The sequence below is a fragment of the Mycolicibacterium austroafricanum genome, from assembly GCF_902705885.1.
Taxonomy (GTDB): Bacteria; Actinomycetota; Actinomycetes; order Mycobacteriales; family Mycobacteriaceae; genus Mycobacterium; species Mycobacterium vanbaalenii_A.
Genome location: NZ_CACSIP010000030.1, coordinates 23,557 through 46,431, shown reverse-complemented (window position 1 = coordinate 46,431; position 22,875 = coordinate 23,557). Strand labels below are relative to the sequence as shown.

20 protein-coding genes are annotated in these 22,875 nt (G+C 67.4%); 11 read left to right on the top strand and 9 right to left on the bottom strand.

All coding sequences use genetic code 11. The features are described 5' to 3' along the window. The first annotated feature begins 249 nt into the window (after positions 1-249). Entirely contained in the window at positions 250-411 is a 162-nt protein-coding gene (locus BEMPMBAN_RS19675; protein WP_200846051.1) for a hypothetical protein, read from the top strand. Between the two features lie 14 nt (positions 412-425). Here the strand turns inward: BEMPMBAN_RS19675 and BEMPMBAN_RS19670 are convergent, their stop codons facing one another. Then, the gene (locus tag BEMPMBAN_RS19670) at positions 426-1,031 is read right to left on the bottom strand and encodes a class I SAM-dependent methyltransferase (protein ID WP_159232933.1); all 606 of its coding nucleotides are present in this window, start codon (positions 1,029-1,031) and stop codon (positions 426-428) included. Between the two features lie 45 nt (positions 1,032-1,076). Here BEMPMBAN_RS19670 and BEMPMBAN_RS19665 point away from each other — a divergent pair, with 45 nt between their 5' ends. Beyond that, entirely contained in the window at positions 1,077-1,541 is a 465-nt protein-coding gene (locus BEMPMBAN_RS19665) for a tRNA (cytidine(34)-2'-O)-methyltransferase (RefSeq protein WP_159232932.1), read from the top strand. On the opposite strand, the gene BEMPMBAN_RS19660 is transcribed toward BEMPMBAN_RS19665, so the two are convergent. From BEMPMBAN_RS19660 to BEMPMBAN_RS19645, 4 genes are all read right to left on the bottom strand, one after another. Beyond that, complete coding sequence (locus tag BEMPMBAN_RS19660) at positions 1,542-2,183, bottom strand: nitroreductase family protein (protein WP_159232931.1); 642 nt, start codon at positions 2,181-2,183, stop codon at positions 1,542-1,544. Between the two features lie 88 nt (positions 2,184-2,271). Then, entirely contained in the window at positions 2,272-5,619 is a 3,348-nt protein-coding gene (locus BEMPMBAN_RS19655) for an error-prone DNA polymerase (RefSeq protein WP_159232930.1), read from the bottom strand. A gap of 44 nt (positions 5,620-5,663) precedes the next feature. Further along, complete coding sequence (locus BEMPMBAN_RS19650; RefSeq protein ID WP_234897588.1) at positions 5,664-6,737, bottom strand: diguanylate cyclase domain-containing protein; 1,074 nt, start codon at positions 6,735-6,737, stop codon at positions 5,664-5,666. Positions 6,738-6,942: 205 nt separating this feature from the next. After that, positions 6,943-7,812: a MaoC/PaaZ C-terminal domain-containing protein gene (locus tag BEMPMBAN_RS19645; protein ID WP_159232928.1), complete on the bottom strand. Its 870-nt coding sequence runs from the start codon at positions 7,810-7,812 to the stop codon at positions 6,943-6,945. A gap of 77 nt (positions 7,813-7,889) precedes the next feature. On the opposite strand from BEMPMBAN_RS19645, the gene BEMPMBAN_RS19640 reads away from it, so the two are divergent. Then, positions 7,890-9,896 (top strand): SDR family oxidoreductase, encoded by a 2,007-nt coding sequence (locus BEMPMBAN_RS19640; protein WP_200846050.1) that lies wholly within the window; start codon positions 7,890-7,892, stop codon positions 9,894-9,896. Between the two features lie 5 nt (positions 9,897-9,901). Further along, complete coding sequence (locus tag BEMPMBAN_RS19635) at positions 9,902-10,930, top strand: nucleoside hydrolase (RefSeq protein WP_425294994.1); 1,029 nt, start codon at positions 9,902-9,904, stop codon at positions 10,928-10,930. On the opposite strand, the gene BEMPMBAN_RS19630 is transcribed toward BEMPMBAN_RS19635, so the two are convergent. Both BEMPMBAN_RS19630 and BEMPMBAN_RS19625 read right to left on the bottom strand, forming a co-directional pair. Then, complete coding sequence (locus BEMPMBAN_RS19630) at positions 10,921-12,450, bottom strand: DNA polymerase Y family protein (RefSeq protein ID WP_159232959.1); 1,530 nt, start codon at positions 12,448-12,450, stop codon at positions 10,921-10,923. The genes BEMPMBAN_RS19635 and BEMPMBAN_RS19630 overlap by 10 nt on opposite strands. Before the next feature lie 35 nt (positions 12,451-12,485). Beyond that, positions 12,486-13,172, bottom strand: a complete 687-nt coding sequence (locus tag BEMPMBAN_RS19625; protein WP_425294993.1) for a DnaE2-dependent mutagenesis accessory factor ImuA' — start codon at positions 13,170-13,172, stop codon at positions 12,486-12,488. 192 nt (positions 13,173-13,364) lie between these two features. On the opposite strand from BEMPMBAN_RS19625, the gene BEMPMBAN_RS19620 reads away from it, so the two are divergent. The 5 genes from BEMPMBAN_RS19620 to BEMPMBAN_RS19600 are packed head-to-tail and all read left to right on the top strand — an operon-like array spanning position 13,365 to position 18,597. Continuing rightward, positions 13,365-14,414, top strand: a complete 1,050-nt coding sequence (locus BEMPMBAN_RS19620; protein WP_159232925.1) for an alpha/beta hydrolase — start codon at positions 13,365-13,367, stop codon at positions 14,412-14,414. Further along, the gene (locus BEMPMBAN_RS19615; protein ID WP_159232924.1) at positions 14,415-15,254 is read left to right on the top strand and encodes an SDR family NAD(P)-dependent oxidoreductase; all 840 of its coding nucleotides are present in this window, start codon (positions 14,415-14,417) and stop codon (positions 15,252-15,254) included. Between the two features lie 8 nt (positions 15,255-15,262). Next, positions 15,263-16,183, top strand: a complete 921-nt coding sequence (locus BEMPMBAN_RS19610) for a ferritin-like domain-containing protein (protein ID WP_159232923.1) — start codon at positions 15,263-15,265, stop codon at positions 16,181-16,183. Positions 16,184-16,186: 3 nt separating this feature from the next. Continuing rightward, positions 16,187-17,689: a flavin-containing monooxygenase gene (locus BEMPMBAN_RS19605; RefSeq protein ID WP_159232922.1), complete on the top strand. Its 1,503-nt coding sequence runs from the start codon at positions 16,187-16,189 to the stop codon at positions 17,687-17,689. 11 nt (positions 17,690-17,700) lie between these two features. Further along, positions 17,701-18,597 (top strand): MerR family transcriptional regulator, encoded by an 897-nt coding sequence (locus BEMPMBAN_RS19600; protein WP_159232921.1) that lies wholly within the window; start codon positions 17,701-17,703, stop codon positions 18,595-18,597. On the opposite strand, the gene guaA is transcribed toward BEMPMBAN_RS19600, so the two are convergent. Together guaA and BEMPMBAN_RS19590 are read right to left on the bottom strand one after the other, a co-directional pair. Then, a complete protein-coding gene (guaA, locus tag BEMPMBAN_RS19595; RefSeq protein ID WP_159232920.1) occupies positions 18,598-20,157 on the bottom strand; it encodes a glutamine-hydrolyzing GMP synthase in 1,560 nt (519 codons plus the stop codon). 9 nt (positions 20,158-20,166) lie between these two features. Further along, positions 20,167-20,568 (bottom strand): MerR family transcriptional regulator, encoded by a 402-nt coding sequence (locus tag BEMPMBAN_RS19590; RefSeq protein ID WP_159232957.1) that lies wholly within the window; start codon positions 20,566-20,568, stop codon positions 20,167-20,169. A 188-nt stretch (positions 20,569-20,756) separates the two neighbouring features. Here BEMPMBAN_RS19590 and BEMPMBAN_RS19585 point away from each other — a divergent pair, with 188 nt between their 5' ends. Both BEMPMBAN_RS19585 and BEMPMBAN_RS19580 read left to right on the top strand, forming a co-directional pair. Then, positions 20,757-21,473 (top strand): polyamine aminopropyltransferase, encoded by a 717-nt coding sequence (locus tag BEMPMBAN_RS19585; protein ID WP_159232919.1) that lies wholly within the window; start codon positions 20,757-20,759, stop codon positions 21,471-21,473. A 161-nt stretch (positions 21,474-21,634) separates the two neighbouring features. Continuing rightward, complete coding sequence (locus BEMPMBAN_RS19580; protein ID WP_234897586.1) at positions 21,635-22,864, top strand: glycosyltransferase family 87 protein; 1,230 nt, start codon at positions 21,635-21,637, stop codon at positions 22,862-22,864. Positions 22,865-22,875: the final 11 nt, after the last annotated feature.

Sequence of the window (22,875 nt, the reverse complement as noted above, 5' to 3'; positions counted from 1 at the left end):
GGCAATTCGAAGAGTATGCCAGCCAAGTCGGTGGGTTTCCACAGTTGTCACTGAACAGAACGAGCCCGCAAACCCGTGACCCAACCGTTGCCGGCGATGCCAGCAAACGCGGGGCGCCGATTGAACCGATAGCCGATCGTTACGACTTCGACGTCGGGAGATGACAACGGAGACTGAATAATTGGTGAGTCGGTGTGATTGAGATCACGAGGCACCGGGTAAGCTGGGTTTCACAAAACTGGAGGTGCGATGTACCGAGATGACGACGACCTGTCCACGCTGGCCGATCTCGCGCTGATCGTCGACTCACCCATGATGAGGGTGATGGGCGGCGAAGTCGTCGATGTCGACACCCATACCGGTCTGGTCGCCATCGCCGCGTACGAAGACGAACTCGGCCTGTCCGCGTAGCTCGTCGTGTCCGGTCACGACGGGCGAAGCAGCGCAACGAGGAACTCGGAGTCCTCGGTGAACGGCCGCACGTCCCATGCCGACAACAGCAGGTCGGTCGCGAACCCTGCGTGTGCTGCGTCGGCGAGGAACTCGCTGAACTCGTAGTCACGCCCCGCCCCGAAGCCGATCACCGCGCGACCGTCCTCCTTGAGGTGCGCGAGCAGTCGAGTCAGCACCGGCACCCGCGTGCTCGGGGCGAGGAATGTCATCACGTTGCCTGCCGACACGATGATGTCGAACGGTTCGATGATCCCGTGCGCGGGTAGGTCGAGCTCGGCGAGGTCGCCGACGAGCCAGCGCGGTCCGGGATGGTCCTGTTCGGCAGCCTCGATGAGGGTCGGGTCGACGTCGACGCCGACAACCCGGTGGCCGCACGCGGCCAGGTACCCGCCCAACCGCCCGGGTCCGCAGCCGGCATCGAGGATGTGGGCACCGCGGGGGGCCATCGCGTCGACCAGGCGTGCCTCCCCGGCCAGATCGTCACCGGCGCGCGCCATCGCCCGGAATCGCTCGACATACCAGTGGGAATGCCCGGGATCCGCTTCGACCTGTCGCATCCAGTTGCTTTGCTCGACCATGGAGGCATTATCGCGGTCACCCGCCCGAGGAAGGACTGCCGTGCCATGTTCAAGGTGATGTTCTTCTCGCCGCGGATCGCGCCGAATACCGGCAACGCGATCCGGATGGTCGCCGGAACCGGCTGCGAACTGCATCTGGTCGAACCGCTCGGATTCGACCTGTCCGAACCCAAACTGCGCCGCGCCGGTCTGGACTATCACGACCTGGCGTCAGTCACCGTGCACCCCGACCTGGACGCCGCCTGGGCCGCACTGATGCCGGCACGCGTTTTCGCGTTCACCGCGCACGCCACCATGTCGTTCGCCGAAATCGCCTATGCGCCCGGTGATGTGCTGATGTTCGGTCCGGAACCCACCGGGCTGGATCAGACGACGCTGCGCGACCCGCACATCACCGCGCAGGCACGGATTCCGATGCTGAGCGGGCGCAGGTCGCTGAACCTGTCCAACGCCGCCGCCGTCGCGGTGTACGAAGCGTGGCGCCAGCACGGTTTTCCCGGCGCGGTGTGACTACCAGGTGTCCCAGTGGGTGAGCTGTTCGGCCGGCAGCCGGGTGGCGCGACGGAAATCGGTGCCCTTGGTGTACGCGATCGGGAACAGGCCTGCCTGGCTGTAGTTGTCGAATGGGATACCGAGAATGTCTGCGGCCTGCTTCTCGCCGTCGCCGAGCAGGTGCAGCGTCGTCCATGCCGACCCCAGCCCGCGGGAACGCAACGCCAGCATGAAGCTCCACACCGCGGGCAGCAGCGAACCCCAGAACCCTGCACTCTGACCCGACGGGGTGTCGAGCGGTTTGCCTTCCAGACACGGGATCAGCATCACCGGCACCCGGTGGAGGTGCTCGTTGAGGTACTTCGCCGAGTCGGTCACCCGGGGGCGCTGCTGGTCGCGGATGTCACCGGTCTGCGGCTTCTCCATCGACAGGTACGGTGTCGCGTTGGTCCGGTAGATGTCGGCGAGCGCCACCTTCTTGTCCGGGTCCTCGACGAACATCCATTGCCAGCCTTGGTTGTTCGACCCGGTCGGCGCCTGTAGTGCGATCTCGAGGCACTCCATCAGGACCTCACGCGGGACCGGCTTGTCGAAATCCAGCCGCTTGCGCACCGAGCGTGTGGTGGTCAGGACTTCATCGGCAGACAGGTTGAGGGTCACTTTTCGAGACTACCTCCGCCGGAACGGTATTCCAGCAGGGGTTCCCTCGGGTTTTCGCTGCTGGAATACCGTTCCGGCGGGGGGTGACTCAGCGGAAGTCGCGGGACTTGGACGTCACCCGCATGCTGAGCTTCCCCATCCGGTCGGCGATCACGGTGACCGCGCCGGTGGCGTTCTGCACGATGCCGCGCACCACCAGCCCCGACGCTGTCTGCGCCAGCCTGCGATGACGCGACCACACTCCGGGCGAGCACAGCACATTGACCATCCCCGTCTCGTCCTCGAGGTTCATGAACGTCACCCCCTGGGCGGTGGCGGGCCGCTGCCGATGCGTGACCGCCCCCGCGACCAGCACCCGGGTGCCGTCGGGCACCGACAACAATTGATCGGCAGGCACCACGCCCAGGGCATCAAGGTCCTCCCGCAGGAACTGGGTCGGATAGCTGTCCGACGAGACGCCGGTCGCCCACACGTCGGCGGCAGCCAGCTCCAGCTCGGTCATCCCGGGAAGTGACGGGACGTGCGACGCCGACCCGACACCGGGCAGCCGGTCGGGGCGTTGGGTGGCTGCCGCACCCGCGGCCCACAGCCCTTCCCGCCGGGAGACCCCGAAGCAGCCCAGCGCCCCGGCGGTGGCCAGCGCCTCGGCCTGCGGCACCGACAGTTGCAGCCGCCCGGTCAGATCGAGTAGAGAAGCGAAGTGGCCGTTGGTCTTCCGCTCCTCGACCAGACACTCGGCCAGCTCGACCCCCAGATGCCGGACACTACCGAGCCCGAGCCGCACCTCCAGACCGCGGTTCTCCAGCGTGGCGTGCGCGAGGCTGGCATTGACATCTGGCCCGTGCACCACGACGCCGTGCCTGCGCGCATCGGCGACCAGGGATTGCGGAGAGTAGAAACCCATCGGCTGCGCCCGCAGCAACGCGGCACAGAACGCTGCGGGATGGTGCAGCTTGAACCACGAGGAATAGAACACCAGCGACGCGAAACTCAGCGAATGACTTTCCGGGAAACCGAAATTGGCAAAAGCTTCCAACTTCTCGTAGATCCGCTCGGCCACCTCACCGGTGATACCGTGCTTCTCTGCCATCCCGTCGAAGAACCGGCCCCGCAACCGGCGCATCTTCTCCGTAGAGCGTTTCGAGCCCATCGCGCGGCGCAGCCGATCGGCTTCGGCCGCGGAGAATCCGGCACAGTCCACGGCCAACTGCATCAGCTGTTCTTGGAACAGCGGGATACCCAGGGTTTTTCGCAACGCCGGCTCCATCGACGGATGGTCGTAGGTGACCCGCTCCAGACCGTTGCGCCGCTTGATGTACGGGTGCACCGAGCCACCCTGGATCGGCCCCGGGCGGATCAACGCCACCTCGACCACCAGGTCGTAGAAGACCCGCGGCTTCAGCCTGGGTAGCGTGGCCATCTGCGCCCGCGACTCCACCTGGAACACCCCGACGGAGTCCGCCCGCTGCAGCATCTCGTACACCGGCTGCTCGCCCAGATCCAGCTTGGCCAGATCCACCTCGACACCCTTGTGCTCGGACACCAGGTCGATGGCGTAGTGCAGCGCCGAGAGCATGCCGAGACCGAGCAGGTCGAACTTCACCAAACCGATTGCCGCGCAGTCGTCCTTGTCCCATTGCAGCACGCTGCGGTTCTCCATCCTCGCCCACTCCACCGGGCACACGTCGGCGATCGGACGGTCACAGATCACCATGCCGCCGGAGTGGATGCCCATGTGCCTGGGCAGGTTGGAGATCTGCATGGCCAGATCGACCACCTGGTCGGGAATGCCCTCCACATCGGGCGAGTCGGCCAGACCGTTCCACCGACTGATCTGCTTGCTCCAGGCATCCTGCTGACCTTGGGAGAATCCGAGCGCCCGAGCCATGTCCCGCACCGCGCTGCGACCGCGATAGGTGATCACGTTGGCCACCTGTGCGGCGTACTCCCGGCCGTAGCGTTGGTAGACGTACTGGATCACGTTCTCCCGCAGGTCCGATTCGATGTCGATGTCGATGTCGGGCGGCCCGTCGCGGGCCGGTGACAGAAAGCGTTCGAACAACAACTCGTTGGCCACCGGGTCGACGTTGGTGACCTTGAGCGCGTAACAGACCGCCGAGTTGGCCGCCGAGCCCCTGCCCTGGGCCAGGATGTCGTTGAGCCGGCAGAACCGGATGATGTCGTGCACCACCAGGAAGTAGCCCGGGAAATTCAACTGTTCGATGATCATCAGCTCGTGTTCGATCTGGGCGTACGCGCGGGCCGCGCGCTCGGGCGGGCCGTAGCGGTCCCGGGCGCCCTCGGCGACCAGGTGCCGCAACCAGCTGATCTCGTCATGGCCCTCGGGAACATCGAACGGCGGCAACTGCGGCGCGATCAGAGCCAGGCCGAAGGCGCACTGCTCGCCGAGCTCGGCCGCGGCCGTCACCACCTCGGGCGTCCCCGCGAAAATACGTGCCATTTCCTCACCCGAGCGCAGATGCGAACCACCCAGCGGGGCAAGGAAACCCGCCGCTTCCTCCATGGAGCGCCGGGACCGGATCGCCCCCATCGCCATCGCCAGCCTCCCGCGTGCCGGCTCGGCGAAATGCGCACCGGTCGTCGCGACGATGTTGACCCCGAACCGGGGTGCGAGCGCCGCCAGCGCGGTATTGCGCTCGTCGTCGAGCGGGTGGCCGTGATGGGTGAGTTCGATACTGACCCGCTCGCGGCCGAACCGGTCGACCAGATCAGCGAGCGCCCGCGCCGCCGCATCCGGCCCACCGTCGCAGAGAGCCTGCCGAACATGGCCTTTGCGGCAGCCCGTCAGGATCTGCCAGTGCCCTCCCGCCGCGTCGGTCAGCGCGTCGAAGTCGTAGCGCAGTTTGCCCTTCTCCCCGCCTGCCAGGTGCGCCGAGGACAGCTGCCTCGACAGCCGCCGGTAGCCTTCCGGCCCCCGCGCGAGCACCAGCAGGTGCGGCCCGGGAGGGTCGGGGTCCTCGGTGCGACTGCCCCCACCCAGGGACAGCTCGGCTCCGAACACCGTGGCCATGTCCAACTCCCTGGCCGCCTCGGCGAACCGCACCACCCCGTAGAGCCCGTCGTGATCGGTCAGCGCGATGGCCCGCAGATCGAGCCGGGCGGCCTCCTCGACGAGTTCTTCCGGCGTGCTCGCTCCGTCGAGAAAGCTGTAGGCCGAGTGGGTGTGCAATTCGGCATAGGGCGTCACCGAGCCCGACCGGTGCACATCGACAGGTTGGTACCGGCCCCGCTTGCGCGACCACGCCGGACTGTCCCCACCGTCGCCGTGCGGCTCGTCCAGCGGTAACCCGCTGCGGCGCGGCTTGCCATCCCCGGCGGGCCGGGGCGATCGGCCATCCCCGGCGGGCCGGGGCGATCGGCCATTGAGGACGCGCTCCATCTCCGTCCAGCTCGGCGGACCGTTGTGCCAACCCATCTCACCAGCATATCGAACAGGTGTTCGATATGCGAGGGAGTCTCTCAGGCGGTCTTGTCGGTGTCGGGCAAGTCGCCGTCGTCGCCGTCGTCACCGTCGTCGCCGTCCTCACCCAGCGTCGGCCGCAGCACATAACGAACCTGGTTGCCGCCGGCCATCCGCGCCTGATTGATCGCCGTGGTGGCAATCGCGATCAGCTTGTCGACCACTTCATCGGGAGGTTCGGCCGCCAACGGGGCCAGCGGTGTCACCACCACCCCGATGCTGGCCGTCAGCCGCTGCGGCGTGGTGGCGATCGCGCCGCGAATCCGCTCCACCAGAGGCGACGCATCGGCGGTGGTGAACGTGTCGGCGACCAGGAAGTCGTGGAAACCGCCGTCAGAGACATGAGCGACGATCGCGTTGTGCCGGACGGTCTCGCGCAGCGCCTGGCCCACCATCACCCGTGCCCGGTTGCCTCCGCGCGCGCCCGACAGACCGAGTAGCAGCGAGAAGCTGTCGATGTTCACCGCGACCACGACCAGATACCTGTCGTCGCTGCGGCTCCGCGACGCCAGCAAGGTCGCGACACCGCGATAGAAGGCGTCACGGTGCAGCAGGCCGGTGAGTTGCTCGTAATCGGTGTCGAGGGCGTCCGGCTGGATCAGCTTGATGCCTGCCCTGCAGACGAACGCGATGAAGACGTTGATCAGCACCACCACCCCGGTGGCGATCAGAGCCAGCGGCAGATCTGCGGCGGCCAACCGCATAAACAGCACCGCCAGCACCGCCATCGCAACCAGCCCGGTCACCGCCAGCAAACGTGGGGCGTGGAAGCACACCACGTACGCGGTCAGCAGGACGTAGGTCGTGGCAACCAGGAACCCGACGATCGGGCTGGACACGATCAACGCGGCGGCGCCGATGGCGAACGACTCGACGATGACGCAGGTCAGCGACACCACCCGGGCAGGCCAGAAGTGACGCAACCAGACGACGGCCATCGCCCCGCAGCAGACGGCGATCACCACGGCAGCCACCCGCGATGCCGGCCCCTGGGGGCCGAGCGGGCTGGCCATCAGGGCGACCGGCAGCAGCCCGAGGGCCAGCACTCCACCCGCCACCAGCCGGGATGTCAACGCCTGCAGCCCCCGCCCAGCGAGGACCGCAGTAAACCAGTAGTACTGGTCGGATCGCCACAGGACAGGGCTTATGGATGCAGCGGGAGAACTCCGCAAAGCATCGAACATTCACCCACCCCGGTTACACGCGTCTTCAGGCCGTCCCCCTGCACAGAGAACGTACCAGCCCAGCAAACGTTTTGACAGGGTCAAGATCGGCGCCTCAACTCACGTAGGAAACCGTGCCGTCCTCGAGCACCGGGCGCACCTCGGACCCGTCAGGGTTCGCGGCCTCGGTGCGGAAGACCGCCCGGCCGGATTCCAGACGCCAGATCGATGTGGTCAGCACGTCACCGGGGAAGACCGGTGAGGTGAATCGCGCCGAGACCGCGGTGACCTTCGAGGCATCACCGCCACCGAGGTCGGCGACCAGTGCCCGCCCGGCGACCCCGTAGGTGCACAGGCCGTGCAGGATCGGCCTGGGGAAGCCTGCCAGCTCCCGGGCGAACCAGGGGTCGCTGTGCAGCGGGTTGCGGTCGCCGGACAGTCGGTAGATGAGCGCCTGGTCCTCGCGGGTGGGCAGCGCCACCCGGGCGTCGGGGTCGCGTTCGGGGATCTCGGGTGCGGCCGGGCGCTGACCGGGTTGCCCCCCGAAGCCGCCTTCGCCGCGGATCACCAGCGTCGCCAGCGTCTCGGCGACGGCCGCACCGGTGTCGGGGTCACTGCCGCTGGCCTTCAGCATCACAATCGCGTTCTTGCCCTCACCCTTGTCCTGGATGTCGGCGACTTCGCAGACGACGCTGAGCCTTCCGGCCGCGGGCAGCGGCGCGAACACCCGAATGGACTGGGACCCGTGCAACAGCTTGCTGAAGTCGAACGTCCCGATCTCGGTGACGGCGGCGAACGGCGAGCAGGCGATCACGGCATAGGTGGGCAGCACCTGCTGTTCGATCCCGTGACTGTTCTCGGTGGTGAACGCGAGATCGCCGGTGCCCGCGCCCACGCCGAGCGCATAGATCAGCGTGTCGCGGTCGGTCCACTCGAAGATCTGAGGCGGCGTCGTGACGCCGATGGCGTTCGGATCGATAGGCATGAGGCGAGGTTAGCGGGCACTGCTCCGTGCCCGGTTCGGCATTGACGTTTCTCCGTCCGCAGGTGACCATGTGTCGCATGCGCTATGTCGTTACCGGCGGTACCGGGTTTATCGGTCGGCATCTGGTGGACCGGATCCTGGCCCTTCCTGACAGCGAGGCGGTGCACGTACTGGTGCGTCGCGGGTCGCTCAGCCGGTTCGAACAGCTGGCGCAGCACTGGGACGAGCGCGTGGTACCCCTGGTCGGTGACCTGACCGCACCCGATCTCGGCCTCACCGACGCCGCCGTCGTCGAGATCGGCCGGGTCGACCATCTCGTGCACTGCGCGGCGATCTACGACATCACCGCTGCTGCGGATCCGCAGCGGGCTGCCAACGTCGACGGCACCCGCGCCGTGATCGCGTTGGCGCGCCGGCTGGATGCGACGTTGCACCACGTGTCGTCGATCGCGGTCGCCGGAACACACCGCGGGGTGTTCACCGAAGACGACTTCGACGTCGCCCAAGACCTTCCGACGCCCTACCACCAGACCAAGTTCGAAGCCGAACTGCTGGTGCGGTCGGCCGACGGACTCCGGTACCGGATCTACCGTCCCGCGGTGGTCGTCGGCGACTCCAGGACCGGAGAGATCGACAAGGCCGACGGCCCGTACTACTTCTTTCCGGTGCTTGCCCGGCTCGCCTCGCTGCCGCGTTTCACACCGATGGTGTTGCCGGACTCCGCACGCACGAACCTCGTCCCTGTGGATTACGTGGTCGACGCGATCACCACGCTCATGCACCTCGACGGACGCGACGGCCAGACGTTCCACCTGACCGCACCGAAGACGATCGGACTGCGGGGAATCTACCGCGGACTCGCACCGGCGGCCGGGCTGCCGCCGCTGGTCGGATCGCTGCCCCGTGCGGCGGCGACGCCGTTGCTGCAGGCCACCGGTCGGGCGAAGGTCATCCGCAACATGGCCGCCACCCAGCTCGGCATTCCGGGTGAGATCCTCGACGTGGTCGACCTCGCGCCGACGTTCAGCTGTGAACGCACCCAGGAAGCTTTGCAGGGCAGCGGAATCGCGGTTCCGGAGTTCGCATCCTACGCCCCCCAGCTGTGGCGTCACTGGGTCGCGCAGCTCGACCCCAACCGCGCGCGGCGCGACGACGCCGCCGGCCCGCTGGTGGGCAAGCACGTGATCATCACCGGCGCCTCCAGCGGTATCGGCCGGGCGTCGGCGGTCGCGGTGGCCGCGCGCGGCGCCACCGTGTTCGCGTTGGCGCGCAACGCCGAAGCCCTCGACGGGCTGATCGCCGAGATCCGCGCCGCCGGCGGCGACGCGCACGCATTCACCTGTGATGTCACCGATTCGGCGGCGGTGGAACACACCGTCAAGGACATCCTGGGCCGTTTCGGGCACGTCGACTATCTGGTCAACAATGCCGGGCGGTCCATCCGACGGTCGGTGGTGGCCTCCACCGACAGGTTGCACGACTACGAACGCGTGATGGCGGTCAACTACTTCGGGCCGGTCCGGATGGTGCTTGCGCTGCTTCCGCACTGGCGCGAACGACAATTCGGCCATGTGGTCAACGTCTCCAGCGCCGGAGTGCAGGCCAGCAGTCCGAAGTACAGCGCCTACATCCCCAGCAAGGCCGCGCTGGATGCGTTCGCCGAGGTCGTCGGGACCGAAACTCTGTCCGATCACATCACGTTCACCACCATCCACATGCCGTTGGTCAAGACGCCGATGATCGCCCCGTCACGTAAGCTCAACCCGATGCCACCGATCTCCGCCGAACACGCTGCCGCCATGGTGGTCCGCGGCCTGGTGGAAAAGCCCGCACGCATCGACACACCGATCGGCACGCTGTCGGACCTGGGGATGTACTTCACCCCGAAGCTGTCCCGCCGGGTGCTGCACCAGCTGTACCTTGGTTACCCCGATTCAGCTGCGGCACGCGGTGTTTCGCAGGAGCGTCCGGCGCCGCCGCCGGTGCCGCGCAGCCCCAGACGCCCGGCTCGGCCAGCTACCGCGCTCCGGGTGCCCCGCACCGTCAAGAGGGCGGTGCGGTTGGTGCCCGGCGTGCACTGGTGACCGGGGTGCGACAACCGGTTTTCCTCGATGTCGACACCGGCGTCGACGATGCGATGGCACTGGTCTACCTGTTCGGCAGTGCCGAGGCCGAGCTTGTCGGTATCGCCTCGACCGCGGGAAACGTTCCCGTGCGGCAGGTCTGCCGGAACAACCTGGCCCTGTTGGAACTGTGTGGGATCACCGATGTGCCGGTGTCGATGGGTTCGGAGAACCCGCTGCAGACCCCACTGCGCACCGCCGAGGACACCCACGGACCGTACGGCCTGGGCCATGCGCGACTTCCTGCACCGACCACGAGCCTGACCCCCTACGATGCCGCCGAAGCGTGGGTGCGGGCCGCACATGCCCATCCCGGGGAGCTGATCGGGGTCGCCACCGGACCGCTGACCAACCTGGCGCTGGCGTTGCGCGCCGACCCCACCCTGCCGAGACTGCTCAGACGGTTGGTCATCATGGGCGGTGCGTTCGACTACCGCGGCAACACCACCCCGGTGGCGGAATGGAACGTCAGCGTCGACCCGGAGTCAGCGGCGGAGGTGTTCGCCGCGTGGGACTCCGAAGTCGGCCATCTCCCGATCGTGCTGGGGCTCAACCTCACCGAGAACATCGCGATGACCCCGCAACTGTTGGGCCGGCTGGCGGCAGCTGCCGGGTCCTCCTGGACCCCGATGTCGGTGGACGACGACCGCGGGGCGGCGTCGGCCGCCTCCAACCCACTGATCCGGGTGCTCGAAGACGCGATGAGGTTCTACTTCGAGTTCCACCACGATCAGGGCGAGGGCTACCTGGCCCACCTGCACGACCCGCTGGCTGCTGCGGTCGCGTTGGACACCGGGCTGGTGCGGTCCCGACCGGCACCGGTTGGTGTCGAGCTGACCGGCACGCTGACGCGCGGGATGACGATCGCCGACTGGAGTCGGCGGTGGGGACGAGAACCCAACGCTCTCATCGGTGTCGATGTCGACCCCGCGGCGTTCTTCGACCGGTTCATCTCCCGCGTGGGTGCGTTCGCCAAGCAGCTGGATCACTCGTAGACACCCTCGAGGTACCACTGCCGCTGCCGGTAGCACAGCAGCAAGGCCTGGTCACTGCCGAGCAGCACCTGCACTCGAGCCGTCCGGCCATGTTGCAGGCCTGGGTCCCACCAGCGTTCATCAACAACCCACGGGCCGGCCCACCAGGACAACCGGCCGTTGCGGCCGGGCGCATTCAGCTGGAACGGCGCCGCGGAGAACAGTCCCCGCGCAGTGACCCGCACCGGGTTGCCCTCGACGTCGAACAATTCGACCGGATCGTCGAGCAGTACGGTCGGCGATGGTTCGGGAAGTCTACCCGGCCATGGCTGGTCCGGGTTCGCTTGTGGCACAACCTCATCACCGAGATCGGTGAACGTGATGCGTTCGGCAGGACCTCGCCCTCCGCTGAGCACCGGCACCTTGACAGCGTCGGGGCCCAGCAGGCCCTGCACCCGCACCAGAGCCCGCCGCGCCCGCAGCCTGTCCTCCTCCCCGACGCCTCCCCACAACGGAAGCTGCAGGGCCTCGGCCGACACCACCTCCACCGGACGCAGTCGCAGCACGGTGACCGGCGCGCACGGACGATCATCTTTGTTGCGCCGATTCAACCAACCGTCCAACTGCCAGCGCACCCGGTCTGCGGTGGCGTCCTCGGTCAGCGGTTCCGCGCACCGCCAGACACGTTCCAGCTCTTGCCCGTTGGCAGTCACAGCGTGAATGGCCAGCCTGGTGCAGCCCACTCCCGCGGCTTCGAGGCTGCGGTGCAGCATCCCGGCCAGCGAACGCCCGGCAAAAGCCGCAGCGTCCACCCGGTCGATGGGTGGGTCACAGTCCATCACCGCGTCGAGTTCCTGTTCGGGCTCCCGTCCCGATGGCGGTCGGGTGGGCTCTCCGCGGGAGAGACGGTGTGCGGCTACCGCATCGGCCCCGAACCGGGAGGACACATCACTTCGGGACAGCTCAGCGAACTGCCCGATCTTGCGAATACCCAAGCGCCACAGCAGGTCGACCAAGCCTTCCCGGGTGACGGGCGCCAGGCTCGGTTCGGCGGCCAGCTGCCGGACCGACATCTCCGACAGGAACAGGGCGTCCTCGCCAGGACCGATGATCCTGCCGGCCCGCGCGGCGAAAACAGCGGTGGGCAGCTGGTCGGCGATGCCGACCTGGCACTCCACGCCGGCGGCAGCCACCGCGTCGACCAATCGTTCGGCGGCCGCCTGCTCCGACCCGAAGTAGCGGGCAGCGCCGCGGACCGACAAGGCCAGCAGCCCGGGACGCAACACCTCGGCCCGCGGCACCAACTCATCGACCGCGGTCGTGACGTGCTCGAAGTGCCGGGCATCGCGGGCGGGGTCAGCGGTGACGACATGCAGTTCCGGGCAGCGGGCCTGCGACTCTCTGCGCCGCAACCCTCGACGCACACCCGCTGCGCGTGCCGCGGCCGAGCACGCGATGACCCGGTTGGCCAGCGTGACCGCGGCCGGCACCGTCGAGGGCAGGCCGACGGCTGCCGCCGCGGCCACGGCCGGCCAGTCCATGCACCAGAGCGCCAGGACCCTGGAAGCGGCCACCTCTAGCCTCCCAGCGCACGGACCGGGCGTCCCCGGGCGCGCATGGCCAGCCGCACCCGGCAGATCCGCCCGGATCCCGGGCTCCCCCCGCCAGCGATCTCGTAGCCACTGACGTGCGCGTCCAGCCGGGCGGAGGCTCCCTGCCAGTCTCCATCGGTGACAAGCAACGTGCATCCCCGCTGCCGCGCCCGGGCGACCACCGCTCTGGCCCGAGTCGGCGGCACCGACCGGCCGCCCAGTCCGAGGACCACCAGATCCATCCCGTCCATCAGGACCGCGGCCACCTCGACCGGGTCTGCTCCCGGTTCCGGGATGACGGCGATCCTGCTCAGGTCCGCTCCCATCTCCACCGCGGCGAGCAGACCGATGTCGGGCTGGCCGATGATCGCGGCGTGACCACCCCCGGCCGTCACCGCCGCCACCATGCTCAGTTCCAGCGACCGAGCCCCCGACAGCACCGCCACAGTTCCGCGGGGCAGGGGGTCGGCAGGCAGCTCAGCCGTGGATTCCGGCAACGACAGCAAAGAATCCGCGGCGGGCGAGGGCCCGGTTGGCGGAGGTTGCACCCGGCGGCTTCCCCCGCCTTTGGCAGCCATCTTCTCCGACACCGAAGCCATCTGCCTTCGGAGCTGTTCTACCTGCTCAGCGCGGTGCGACAGAGGCCTGTCGACGTTCATCGCCAATGCCACAGCAGCCCCTCTCGCAACACCTGACCCAGACACTGTGTTCGAATATATGTTCGACAGCCCCAGTAAACACCCCGCCCCCGACAGCGTCAACCGAAGTTTCCCCACATCGAGGCTGCGCCCATGGCACAGAAGTGCGAGTGGGTCACGCCGCCAGCGCAGTATGAACGGGCGCACAGACAGGCGCAGTGGCAAATGGTGCCATTGACAAATGTCACCATTCGGGATGTACTCCGAAGCGTGCCGAAAGACGAGCAGGCGCCTCCCCTGCCAGAGCGAGGGTCGCTCCGGTCTCGCAGTGCCGTGCTCATCAGCAGCCTGACGCTGCGCCAGCTCAGCAGCGTGCTCCCGGCCGACCGGGCCTGGGGCCTGTGGACCTCGCGACAGATCGTGGCCCGGATCATGGACACCTTCGGGCCGTCCCTGGCCGGCACCGAGGTCGTCCCGGTCGACACCAGAACCTCCCCCGGACACCGGGTTGTCGGCGAGTGGGTCTACGGCAAAGGCGTTGCCCGTCAACCGAAGTCCGATGGCCTCAAAGCGATCTACTTGGTCCACGGCAGCGGCTACGCCTTGTGCTCACCACGAACACACCGACGTCTCGCCTCATGGCTGTCGCAACTGACCGGAATCCCGGTCTTCAGCATCGACTACCGGTTGGCACCGCGGCACCGGTTCCCCACCGCCGCAGACGATGTCCGGCATGGCTGGGAGTGGCTGACCGATCAGTGCGGGTTCCCTGCCGAGCAGATCGTCGTCGCCGGCGACTCGGCAGGGGGACATCTCGCCGTCGACCTGATGCTGCAGCCCGACGTCTGCCATCCCGCGGGCCTTGTACTGCTCTCCCCGCTGGTGGATCTGACGTTCAACCTGGCCCGCTCCCGCGAGCGGACCTGCCCCGACCCGGCGATCCGGTCCCGCGACGCTGCCCGGCTGGTCGAGTTGTACTGCACCGGAATCGAATCCACCCACCCGCGACTGGCGCTCGACGTCGCCGGCGGACGCCCGTTGCCGCCGACGCTGATCCATGCCGGCGGTGCGGAGATGCTCGCCGCCGACGCCATCAGCCTCGCCGACGACCTCGCCGCCGCCGGCGGCCGGTGCTCCCTGCAGATCTGGCCCGGCCAAGTACACGTCTTCCATGCTCTACCCAGGCTCACCCCCGAAGCCGCACCCGCGATGCGGGAGATCGCGGAGTTCGTCACAGAACTATTGCGTACCAACAGCATCGGGCGGGTGAGCTGAATGATCGACCTGTTCGGGCTGGGATCCCCACGGCGCAGCCACGGCGCCGACGCGGTCATCACCGGCGCCGGCAGCGGTATCGGTGCCGCGTTCGCCACCGAACTGGCCCGCCGTGGTGGCCGTGTGGTGTGCAGCGACATCGCCGTCGACACCGCGCGCGTGACATCTAAAGCCATCGAAACCGACGGCGGCAAGGCCCTGGCAGTCCCGTGCGACGTCACCCAGATCGAACAGGTGCATCACCTCGCCGAAGAGGCCCAGTCCTGGTTCGACGGCCCACCGACACTGGTGATCAACAACGCGGGCGTCGGCGCCGGCGGAGCCATGATCGGCGAGTCCGACCTCGCCGACTGGACCTGGGTGCTCGACATCAACCTGTGGGGTCCGATCCACGGGTGCCACGTATTCGCCCCGATCCTGCGGGAAGCAGGCCGGCCTGCGGGCATCATCAACGTCGCCTCGGCAGCCGCGTTCGGTGCCGCACCCGGCATGGCCGCCTACAACGTCAGCAAAGCGGGCACCCTGTCGCTGTCGGAGACCCTGGCCGCCGAAATGGCGGGCACCGGTGTGAACGTCACCGTGCTGTGCCCCACCTTCGTCAAGACCAACATCGTCGGCGCAGGCCGGATCTCGGCCAAGTCCACCCAGCTGGCCGACCAACTGATGCGCTGGACCGGCTTCTCCGCCGAGCGGGTCGCGCGGATGTGCCTGGACACCCTCGACCGCGGTGGCCTCTACTGCATGCCGCAGCCCGAAGCCCGGATCGGCTGGGGCATCAAGCGTTTCACTCCGACGGTGTACACCCGTGCCGTCGGTTTCACCACTCGGGTCATCCCCTAGGAGGAATCATGGCGATCGACATGGATGTCATGCTTGCGAAGATCAAAGATCGCCAGTGGGCGCTGGCCGACATCGACTGGGACGCTCCGGGTGCCGAGACGATCACCGACGAGATGCGGCCCAAGCTCAAGGCGTTCATGGCCGACCTGTGCTGGATCGAGAATGTCGGGGCGCGTGGGTTCGCCGCGATGGCCAAGAAGGCGCCGACGCCGACGATCGCCGAGATCTACCGCTACTTCCACGCCGAGGAACAGCGCCATGCGAATGCCGAACTGGCCCTGATGAAGCGGTGGGGGATGCTCGACGACGGCGAGATGCCGGAGCCGAACGTCAACATCCGGCTGGCGATCGAATGGCTCGACACCTACGCCGACGACATGTCGCTGTCGATCCTGGGCACCGTCATCCCGATGCTCGAGGTGGCGCTCGACGGCGCGCTGTTGAAGTTCCTGCTCGAAGAGGTACACGACCCGGTTTGTCACCAGGTTTTCGAGAAGATCAACAACGACGAGTCCCGGCACATCGCCGTCGATTTCGAGGTCCTCAACATGATCGGGCAGGCCGACGTGCGCCGCCTGCTGGTCCAGTTCGTCGGCAATGTCGCCACGCCCGGCGTAATCATCGGCGCCATCATGTACATCCCGCTACTGAACCGGATGCGCAACAACATCGTCGACATGGGCCTGCAGCCCGAGAAGCTCTACAACGCGATGAAGCGTTTCAAGACGCTCGGCGAACGCAGCGAGAGCACCTGGCGGGTTCCGACCTACCAGATCCTGAAGCTGCACGCGCGCGTGGTGGTCAAACCGAACAACCCGTATCACTGGCTGGCCAACCCGATGGTCTGGGCCTCTGACTACTACCCCAAGGCGCTGCTCAAACCGATCCCGTCGTGGTTCAAGGAACTCACCCACGAGCCGGCGGCCTGAGACATGGCCGCTCCCAAGCATGTCCACGACACGCTGATCGTCGGCGCCGGCTTCACCGGCCTGGGCACCGCGATCAAACTCAGACAGGCCGGAGTCGACGACATCGTCGTCGTCGAACGCGCCGACCGCGTCGGAGGGACCTGGCGCGACAACACCTATCCCGGTGTGGCCTGCGACATCCCGTCACTGCTGTACTCGTTCTCGTTCGTCAAGAACCCTTCCTGGTCACGGGCCTACCCGTCAGGTGACGAGATCTGCCGACACATCGAGGACCTGACCGACCAGCACGGGTTACGGCCGTTGATCACCTTCAACACCGAGATCATCGGCCTGCGCTTCGACGAGGCCGCCGGGGTGTGGACCGCGACCACCAACAGGCGCAAGCGGTTCCAGGCACGAACCGTCGTACTCGCGGGTGGCCCACTGGCAGATCACAAGCTGCCCGACATCCGCGGCATCAACACCTATGAAGGCCACAAGATCCACAGCGCGGCCTGGGACCACGACTACGACTTCACCGGTAAGCGCGTCGCGGTGATCGGCACCGGCGCCAGCGCCGTGCAGATCGTTCCCGAACTGGTCAAGACCGCTGAGTTCGTCAAGGTGTTCCAGCGCACCCCGGGCTGGGTGCTCCCGCGCCTGGACGTTCCGATGCCCGCGGCGGTGCAGTCGCTGTTCGCCAAAGTGCCAGCCGCCCAGGAACTCGCCCGCCAGGCGTTGTTCTGGGGCCACGAGGCCAGCGCCACCGCGCTGGTGTGGAACACCCCGCTGAGCCGTCTGGTCGGTCGGCTGGGCAAAGCACATCTGCGCCGCACCGTCGCCGATCCCTGGCTGCGCCGCCAGCTGACCCCGGATTTCACTCCCGGCTGCAAGCGGATGCTGATCTCCAGCGACTACTACCCGGCGCTGCAGCGCGACAACTGCAAGCTGATCGACTGGCCGATCGCCACCCTGAGCCCGGTCGGGATCCGCACCGCCGATGGCCTCGAGCACCACGTCGACGCGATCGTGTTCGCGACCGGGTACGACGTGCACCTGTCCGGGCCGCCGTTTCCCGTCACCGGGCTGGGGGGCCGGTCGCTGCTGCAGGAATGGGCCGGCCACGCCGAGGCGTACAAGAGCGCGAGCGCGCACGGATATCCGAATCTGTTCTTCATGTGCGGGCCGAACTCCGGGCCGGGCCACAACTCGCTGCTGGTCTACGTCGAGGGCCAACTGGACTACGCGGTCACCGGGATCACCACGATCCTGAGGCAGAACCTGCGCTACCTCGACGTCCGCGGCGAGGTCCAGCGCCGCTACAACGACCGCATGCAACAGCGGCTGGCCAAGACCACCTGGATGTCGGGCTGCAACAGCTGGTACCTGACCGCCGACGGTTTCAACGCCTCGATGTACCCCGGGTTCGCGACCCAGTATCTTCGACAGATGCGTCAATTCCAGTTCGAGGATTACCACGCGGTAGCACACGACGTGCGCCCCCGGGTGGTCACCTCGACGGCCTGAGATGTCCTGAGATGTCCGGAGCCAGGCAGCCTCGCCCGCCCAGCGGGCCGGTCCCGACGATCCTGCGACGAATCCGTCGCGGATCCCGGGATGTGGTCGAGGCTGCGGTGTCCCAGCTGTTCGACGCCGCCGTCCAGCCGCACGGCGTGGCGGCATCCGGCGAATACCGCATCGAGGACCTCGCCCGACTGGCCGGCACCACCACCCGCAACATCCGGGTGTACCGCGACCGCGGCCTTCTGCACCCCCCGCTTCGGGTCGGCCGCATCGTGCTCTTCAACGACACACACCTGACCCGTCTGCGACTGATCACCTCGCTGCTGGACCGCGGCTACAACATCGCGCACGTCAACGAGATGCTCTCAGCCTGGGAACAGGGCAAGAACGTCGGCGACATGCTGGGACTGGAGTCGGCGATCTCCGGCAGCTGGGCGACCGAGAAGCCCGAACGGATGTCGTTGGCCGACGCCAGGCGATTGGTCGACGACGACCCCGGATTCGACCGGATGGTCGACATCGGGGTGATCAAACTCGAGGACGACGGCGTCGACGCCACGATCATGCGGCCGAAGCTGATCGAGGCGTTCAACGAGATCCGGCAGTACGGCGTGGCCACCGACAAGCTGATCGACCTGCACGAACAGATCATCCCGCTGGTCGATCAGATCAGCGACATCCTGGTGCGCGCGGGTGTGGAGCACATCGGCGATCGCCTCAACCCCGGGGCGGAGCTGCCCCCGGACACCGAGATGGCGGAATTGATCACCATGCTGGTGCGGTTCCGCACGGTCGCGGTGTCCGCCGTGACTGCGACGCTGGCGTCGTCGATCGAGGCGAACGTCGAGGCAGTGGTGGCCGGCATTCTGGCCCAGTCGATCGACAAATCTCGCGAACCGCCTGACGCCTAGTCACTCCCACTCGATGGTGCCCGGCGGCTTGCTGGTGACATCCAGCACCACGCGGTTCACCTCAGGGACCTCGTTGGTGATCCGGGTCGAAATCCGTTCCAGCACTTCGTAGGGCACCCGGGTCCAGTCAGCAGTCATCGCATCTTCGCTGGAGACCGGGCGCAGCACGATCGGATGTCCGTAGGTGCGGCCGTCGCCCTGCACACCCACCGAACGGACATCGGCCAACAGGACCACCGGACACTGCCAGATCTGATGATCCAGACCCGCCGACGTCAGTTCCTCGCGGGCGATGGCATCGGCGCGGCGCAGGGTGTCGAGGCGCCCCGCAGTGACCTCCCCGACGATCCGGATACCGAGACCGGGGCCGGGAAACGGTTGGCGGGCAACGATTTCCTCCGGTAGACCCAGTTCCCGCCCGACGGCACGGACCTCGTCTTTGAACAGCAGCCGCAATGGCTCGACGAGCGTGAACTTCAGGTCGCCGGGCAAACCGCCGACGTTGTGGTGGCTCTTGATGTTGGCGGTTCCCGATCCGCCGCCGGATTCCACCACGTCGGGGTAGAGCGTGCCCTGAACGAGGAACTCGACATCACCGTCTGCCGCCCCCAACGCGTCACGCACCGCACCTTCGAAGGCCCGGATGAACTCACGACCGATGATCTTGCGCTTGCCCTCGGGATTGGTGACGCCGGACAGCGCCTCGAGGAACCGGTCGGCGACATCGACGGTGACCAGGTTGGCACCCGTGGCGGCGACGAAGTCGCGTTGCACCTGCCCCCGCTCCCCGGCGCGAAGCAACCCGTGGTCGACGAACACGCAGGTCAGCTGATCACCGACGGCCCGCTGCACCAGCGCCGCCGCGACGGCCGAGTCGACACCCCCGGAGAGCCCGCAGATCGCACGTCCACCACCGATCTGGGCACGCACCTGCTCGACCAGCGCGTCGGCGATGTTGGCCGCGGTCCACGCGGCGTCGATACCGGCGAACTCGTGCAGAAACCGGCTCAGCACCTGCTGGCCGTGCGGGGTGTGCATCACCTCGGGGTGGTACTGCACTCCGGCCAGCCGGCGTCCGCGGTTCTCGAACGCCGCCACCGGCGCCCCGGAGCTGGTCGCCACCACGTCGAAGCCAGCCGGGGCAGCGGTCACCGCGTCGCCGTGACTCATCCACACCGGCTGGGTGACCGGCAGATCCGAATGCAATTGCCCGCCGGTGACTTTCAATTCGGTACGGCCATACTCGCTGGTGCCGGTGCGGGCCACCGTACCCCCCAGCGCCTGCGCCATGGCCTGGAAGCCGTAGCAGATGCCGAACACCGGGACATCCAGGTCGAACAGCCCGGGATCCAGTTGCGGGGCGCCGTCGGCGTAGACGCTGGCCGGGCCGCCGGACAGCACGACCGCACGGGGATTGCGCTCCTTGATCTCCTCCACGCTGGCGGTGTGCGGGATGACCTCGGAGTACACCCGCGCCTCGCGGACCCGGCGCGCGATCAGCTGCGCGTATTGCGCGCCGAAGTCGACGACCAACACCGGACGGGGAGCTGCAGAATCCACCGGGTCAGTCTAATGGGGGCCTCCGGTGCCGCGACCCTTGACTTGGGCGCGCTGCGCCAGCAGTCCCGCCAGTTCCTCGGCGTAGGCGAGCTGGAGGCGCAGCCGATCGGCGCTCTCGTCGGTCTTGGTGCGGTAATCGCGGAGCTGCTGTACCGCGTTGTCACGTTCGGCCGCCGAGGATTTCGCGTCGTCCAACACATCCAGCGCGGTCAGGAGTTCCTTCATCTCGGCCAGCGTGAACCCCAGCGGCTTCATCCGCCGAATGACGAGCAATCGGTCGACGTCGGCCTCGGTGTACAGCCGAAAACCACCTGCACTGCGGACCGATGGCGTCACCAACCCGACGTCGTCGTAGTGGCGCACCGTGCGGATGGAGAGCTCAGTTCGCGCCGCGACCTGGCCGATCTGCATGTGCGCACTCTGGGTGCCCCCCACCGTGACTCTCCTCCAGCCCGCCGACCTGTCCGGCGCAACGCCTGCAGCATCCGCCGCAGAAACCTACCCTAACGGGTGAGGAGGGCCACCGGCACGAGCGCGTGGTTCCCCGTGGACGAAACTCGGGGTCCGTCACAGCAATCCAAGACGCTATCGTTGCGCCGATGGGCGCACGCTTCGAGGAATTGGGCTGGCAACAAACGCCGATGGGGCAGATCAGTCTTCGGCGGCGTTTCGACCTGTCGGTGCGCACCGACGTGTACGAGGTCAAGCTCGATGACGAGTACGTGATGTCGAGCCTGTTCACCGTCGCGGAACGGGAGCTCGCACGGCTCGGACTGGCACGCACGCCCGGCACCGACCTCGACGTGGTCGTCGGCGGCCTCGGTCTCGGCTACACCGCCCGAGAAGCCCTACGGTGTAACCGAATCCGGTCGTTGACGGTGATCGAATACTCCGAAGCGGTCATCGACTGGCATCAACGCGATCTGCTTCCGGACACCGCGGGGCTCGCTGCCGACAGCCGGGCCACCTTGGTGCGTGCGGACTTCTTCGCCGCGGCGACGGACCCGACGGGGTTCGCACCCGAAGACCCCGACCGAACCTATGACGCGATCCTGCTCGACATCGACCATTCCCCCCGCCACGTGCTCGACCCGGCCCACGCTGCCTTCTACACCCAGGAGGGGCTGCTCGCAGCAGCCACCCGCCTCGTCCCGGGAGGCACCTTTGCCCTGTGGTCCGACGACGCGCCCGACGACGATTTCCGCTCGGTCCTCGAGGTCGTTTTCACCGATGTCGAGGCCCAGCAGGTCTGGTTCGACAACCCGCTCACCGGGGGCAGGTCGGCCAACACCGTCTACCTCGCCACCCGTAAATGACGCGTCATCGCGGGTTTCAGCGCAGTTCAGACGGGGAATGGTGCGCGATGGCCGACGACGCTGCAGCGCTGGCCCAAGCAACACTTCTGTAACGTTAGAGTACTGTCCTGCGGGCGCCCTCCGTGCGCCCGCGCTTCGCGTGATTCGGAGGTAAGTGGAGTATGGGGGACCACTCCAGCTATCGGGCCATCCGGCCGCTGCACAAACTCGGTCCTGCCATAGCCGCTCTGTTCACCGTCGTCGTGGCGTCGATGTTGGTCGCCGACTCGGTCAACTTGTTCCAACTGGATCTGTCGGTCTTCCGCGATGCGGGCGGAGCATTCCGCCGCGGACTGCCTCTTTATTCCGAGAATTTCCCCAGCTCGTCGGGATTCCGGTTCATCTACCCGCCGTTCGCCGCCATGCTGTTCGCGCCGCTGACCTGGCTGTCGCCGGCACTGCTGCAATTCATCTGGACGTTGACGAACATCGTGTTGGTCTGGTGGGTCCTGCGACTCTGCCTCGCGCGGCTCAACGTCGACCGGTCGAGTTCTGTCGCGGTGCTCATTCTCGGCCCGGCACTGCTCCTCGAGCCGATCCGCTCCAATTTCGCCTTCGGGCAGATCAACATCATCCTGATGGCCCTGGTCGTCTCCGATTGCCTACGCGCCGTGCCCCGGGCACTGCGGGGTGCATTCATCGGGCTCGCCGCCGCTGTCAAGCTCACTCCCGCAGGCTTCGGCCTGTTCCTGCTGGCCCGACGGGACACCAAGGCGATAGCAACTGCCGCCGCAGTTGTGCTGGCGACGGTTGCTGCGGGGTTCCTGCTCCGGCCCCAGGACTCGAAGTGGTTCTGGATGCGCGAGTTCTTCCGCGACGATCGTGCGGGTGGACACGAGTTCCACCGCAACCAGGCGATCACCGGTCCTCTCGCGCGCCTCGGCCTCGACGGTGGGCTCAAGGACGCGGTGTGGCTGCTCGCCGCCCTCACAGTTGCCGTTATCGCGTTCTGGGCCGCTCGGCGCTTCGCCCGCAACGGCGAGAACGTCGCAGCCCTCGGCGTGGTGGCACTGGCGGCCCTGCTGGCCGCGCCGATCGCCGTCACCCATCACTGGGTGTACTGCGTGATTCTGCTACCGCTGCTGGTCGCACCGCAGTACCGGTCGTGGCGACCGTTCCTCGCGGTGGCCGTGGTGGTGTTTCTCATCGGCCCGCACGACGTGCTGGAGGACGCCGCGCCGTCGGGAACCTGGCAGCAGGTCGGAATCGGACTCGTCGGCAATTCTCAGTTCCTCACCGCCGCTTTGTTGTTGATCGGCGCGGCACTGGCGGCTCGGCGGCGGGTAGCCGAGCCCGAGCAGACCGACCTCGTCGCGGGCGAGGACGCTCAGTTGGCCGGCGCGAGCAGGTAGTCGCGGTCGTT

Bases quoted from the DNA above. Each gene is read 5' to 3' on its own strand.
- BEMPMBAN_RS19615 (WP_159232924.1), top strand. From the start codon at position 14,415: ATGATCGACCTGTTCGGGCTGGGATCCCCACGGCGCAGCCACGGCGCC.
- BEMPMBAN_RS19605 (WP_159232922.1), top strand. From the start codon at position 16,187: ATGGCCGCTCCCAAGCATGTCCACGACACGCTGATCGTCGGCGCCGGC.
- BEMPMBAN_RS19610 (WP_159232923.1), top strand. From the start codon at position 15,263: ATGGCGATCGACATGGATGTCATGCTTGCGAAGATCAAAGATCGCCAG.
- BEMPMBAN_RS19670 (WP_159232933.1), bottom strand. From the start codon at position 1,031: ATGGTCGAGCAAAGCAACTGGATGCGACAGGTCGAAGCGGATCCCGGG.
- BEMPMBAN_RS19630 (WP_159232959.1), bottom strand. From the start codon at position 12,450: ATGGACTGGCCGGCCGTGGCCGCGGCGGCAGCCGTCGGCCTGCCCTCG.
- BEMPMBAN_RS19665 (WP_159232932.1), top strand. From the start codon at position 1,077: ATGTTCAAGGTGATGTTCTTCTCGCCGCGGATCGCGCCGAATACCGGC.
- BEMPMBAN_RS19620 (WP_159232925.1), top strand. From the start codon at position 13,365: ATGGTGCCATTGACAAATGTCACCATTCGGGATGTACTCCGAAGCGTG.
- BEMPMBAN_RS19600 (WP_159232921.1), top strand. From the start codon at position 17,701: ATGTCCGGAGCCAGGCAGCCTCGCCCGCCCAGCGGGCCGGTCCCGACG.
- BEMPMBAN_RS19675 (WP_200846051.1), top strand. From the start codon at position 250: ATGTACCGAGATGACGACGACCTGTCCACGCTGGCCGATCTCGCGCTG.
- BEMPMBAN_RS19580 (WP_234897586.1), top strand. From the start codon at position 21,635: ATGGGGGACCACTCCAGCTATCGGGCCATCCGGCCGCTGCACAAACTC.
- BEMPMBAN_RS19585 (WP_159232919.1), top strand. From the start codon at position 20,757: ATGGGCGCACGCTTCGAGGAATTGGGCTGGCAACAAACGCCGATGGGG.
- BEMPMBAN_RS19590 (WP_159232957.1), bottom strand. From the start codon at position 20,568: ATGCAGATCGGCCAGGTCGCGGCGCGAACTGAGCTCTCCATCCGCACG.
- BEMPMBAN_RS19640 (WP_200846050.1), top strand. From the start codon at position 7,890: ATGCGCTATGTCGTTACCGGCGGTACCGGGTTTATCGGTCGGCATCTG.
- BEMPMBAN_RS19655 (WP_159232930.1), bottom strand. From the start codon at position 5,619: ATGGGTTGGCACAACGGTCCGCCGAGCTGGACGGAGATGGAGCGCGTC.
- BEMPMBAN_RS19645 (WP_159232928.1), bottom strand. From the start codon at position 7,812: ATGCCTATCGATCCGAACGCCATCGGCGTCACGACGCCGCCTCAGATC.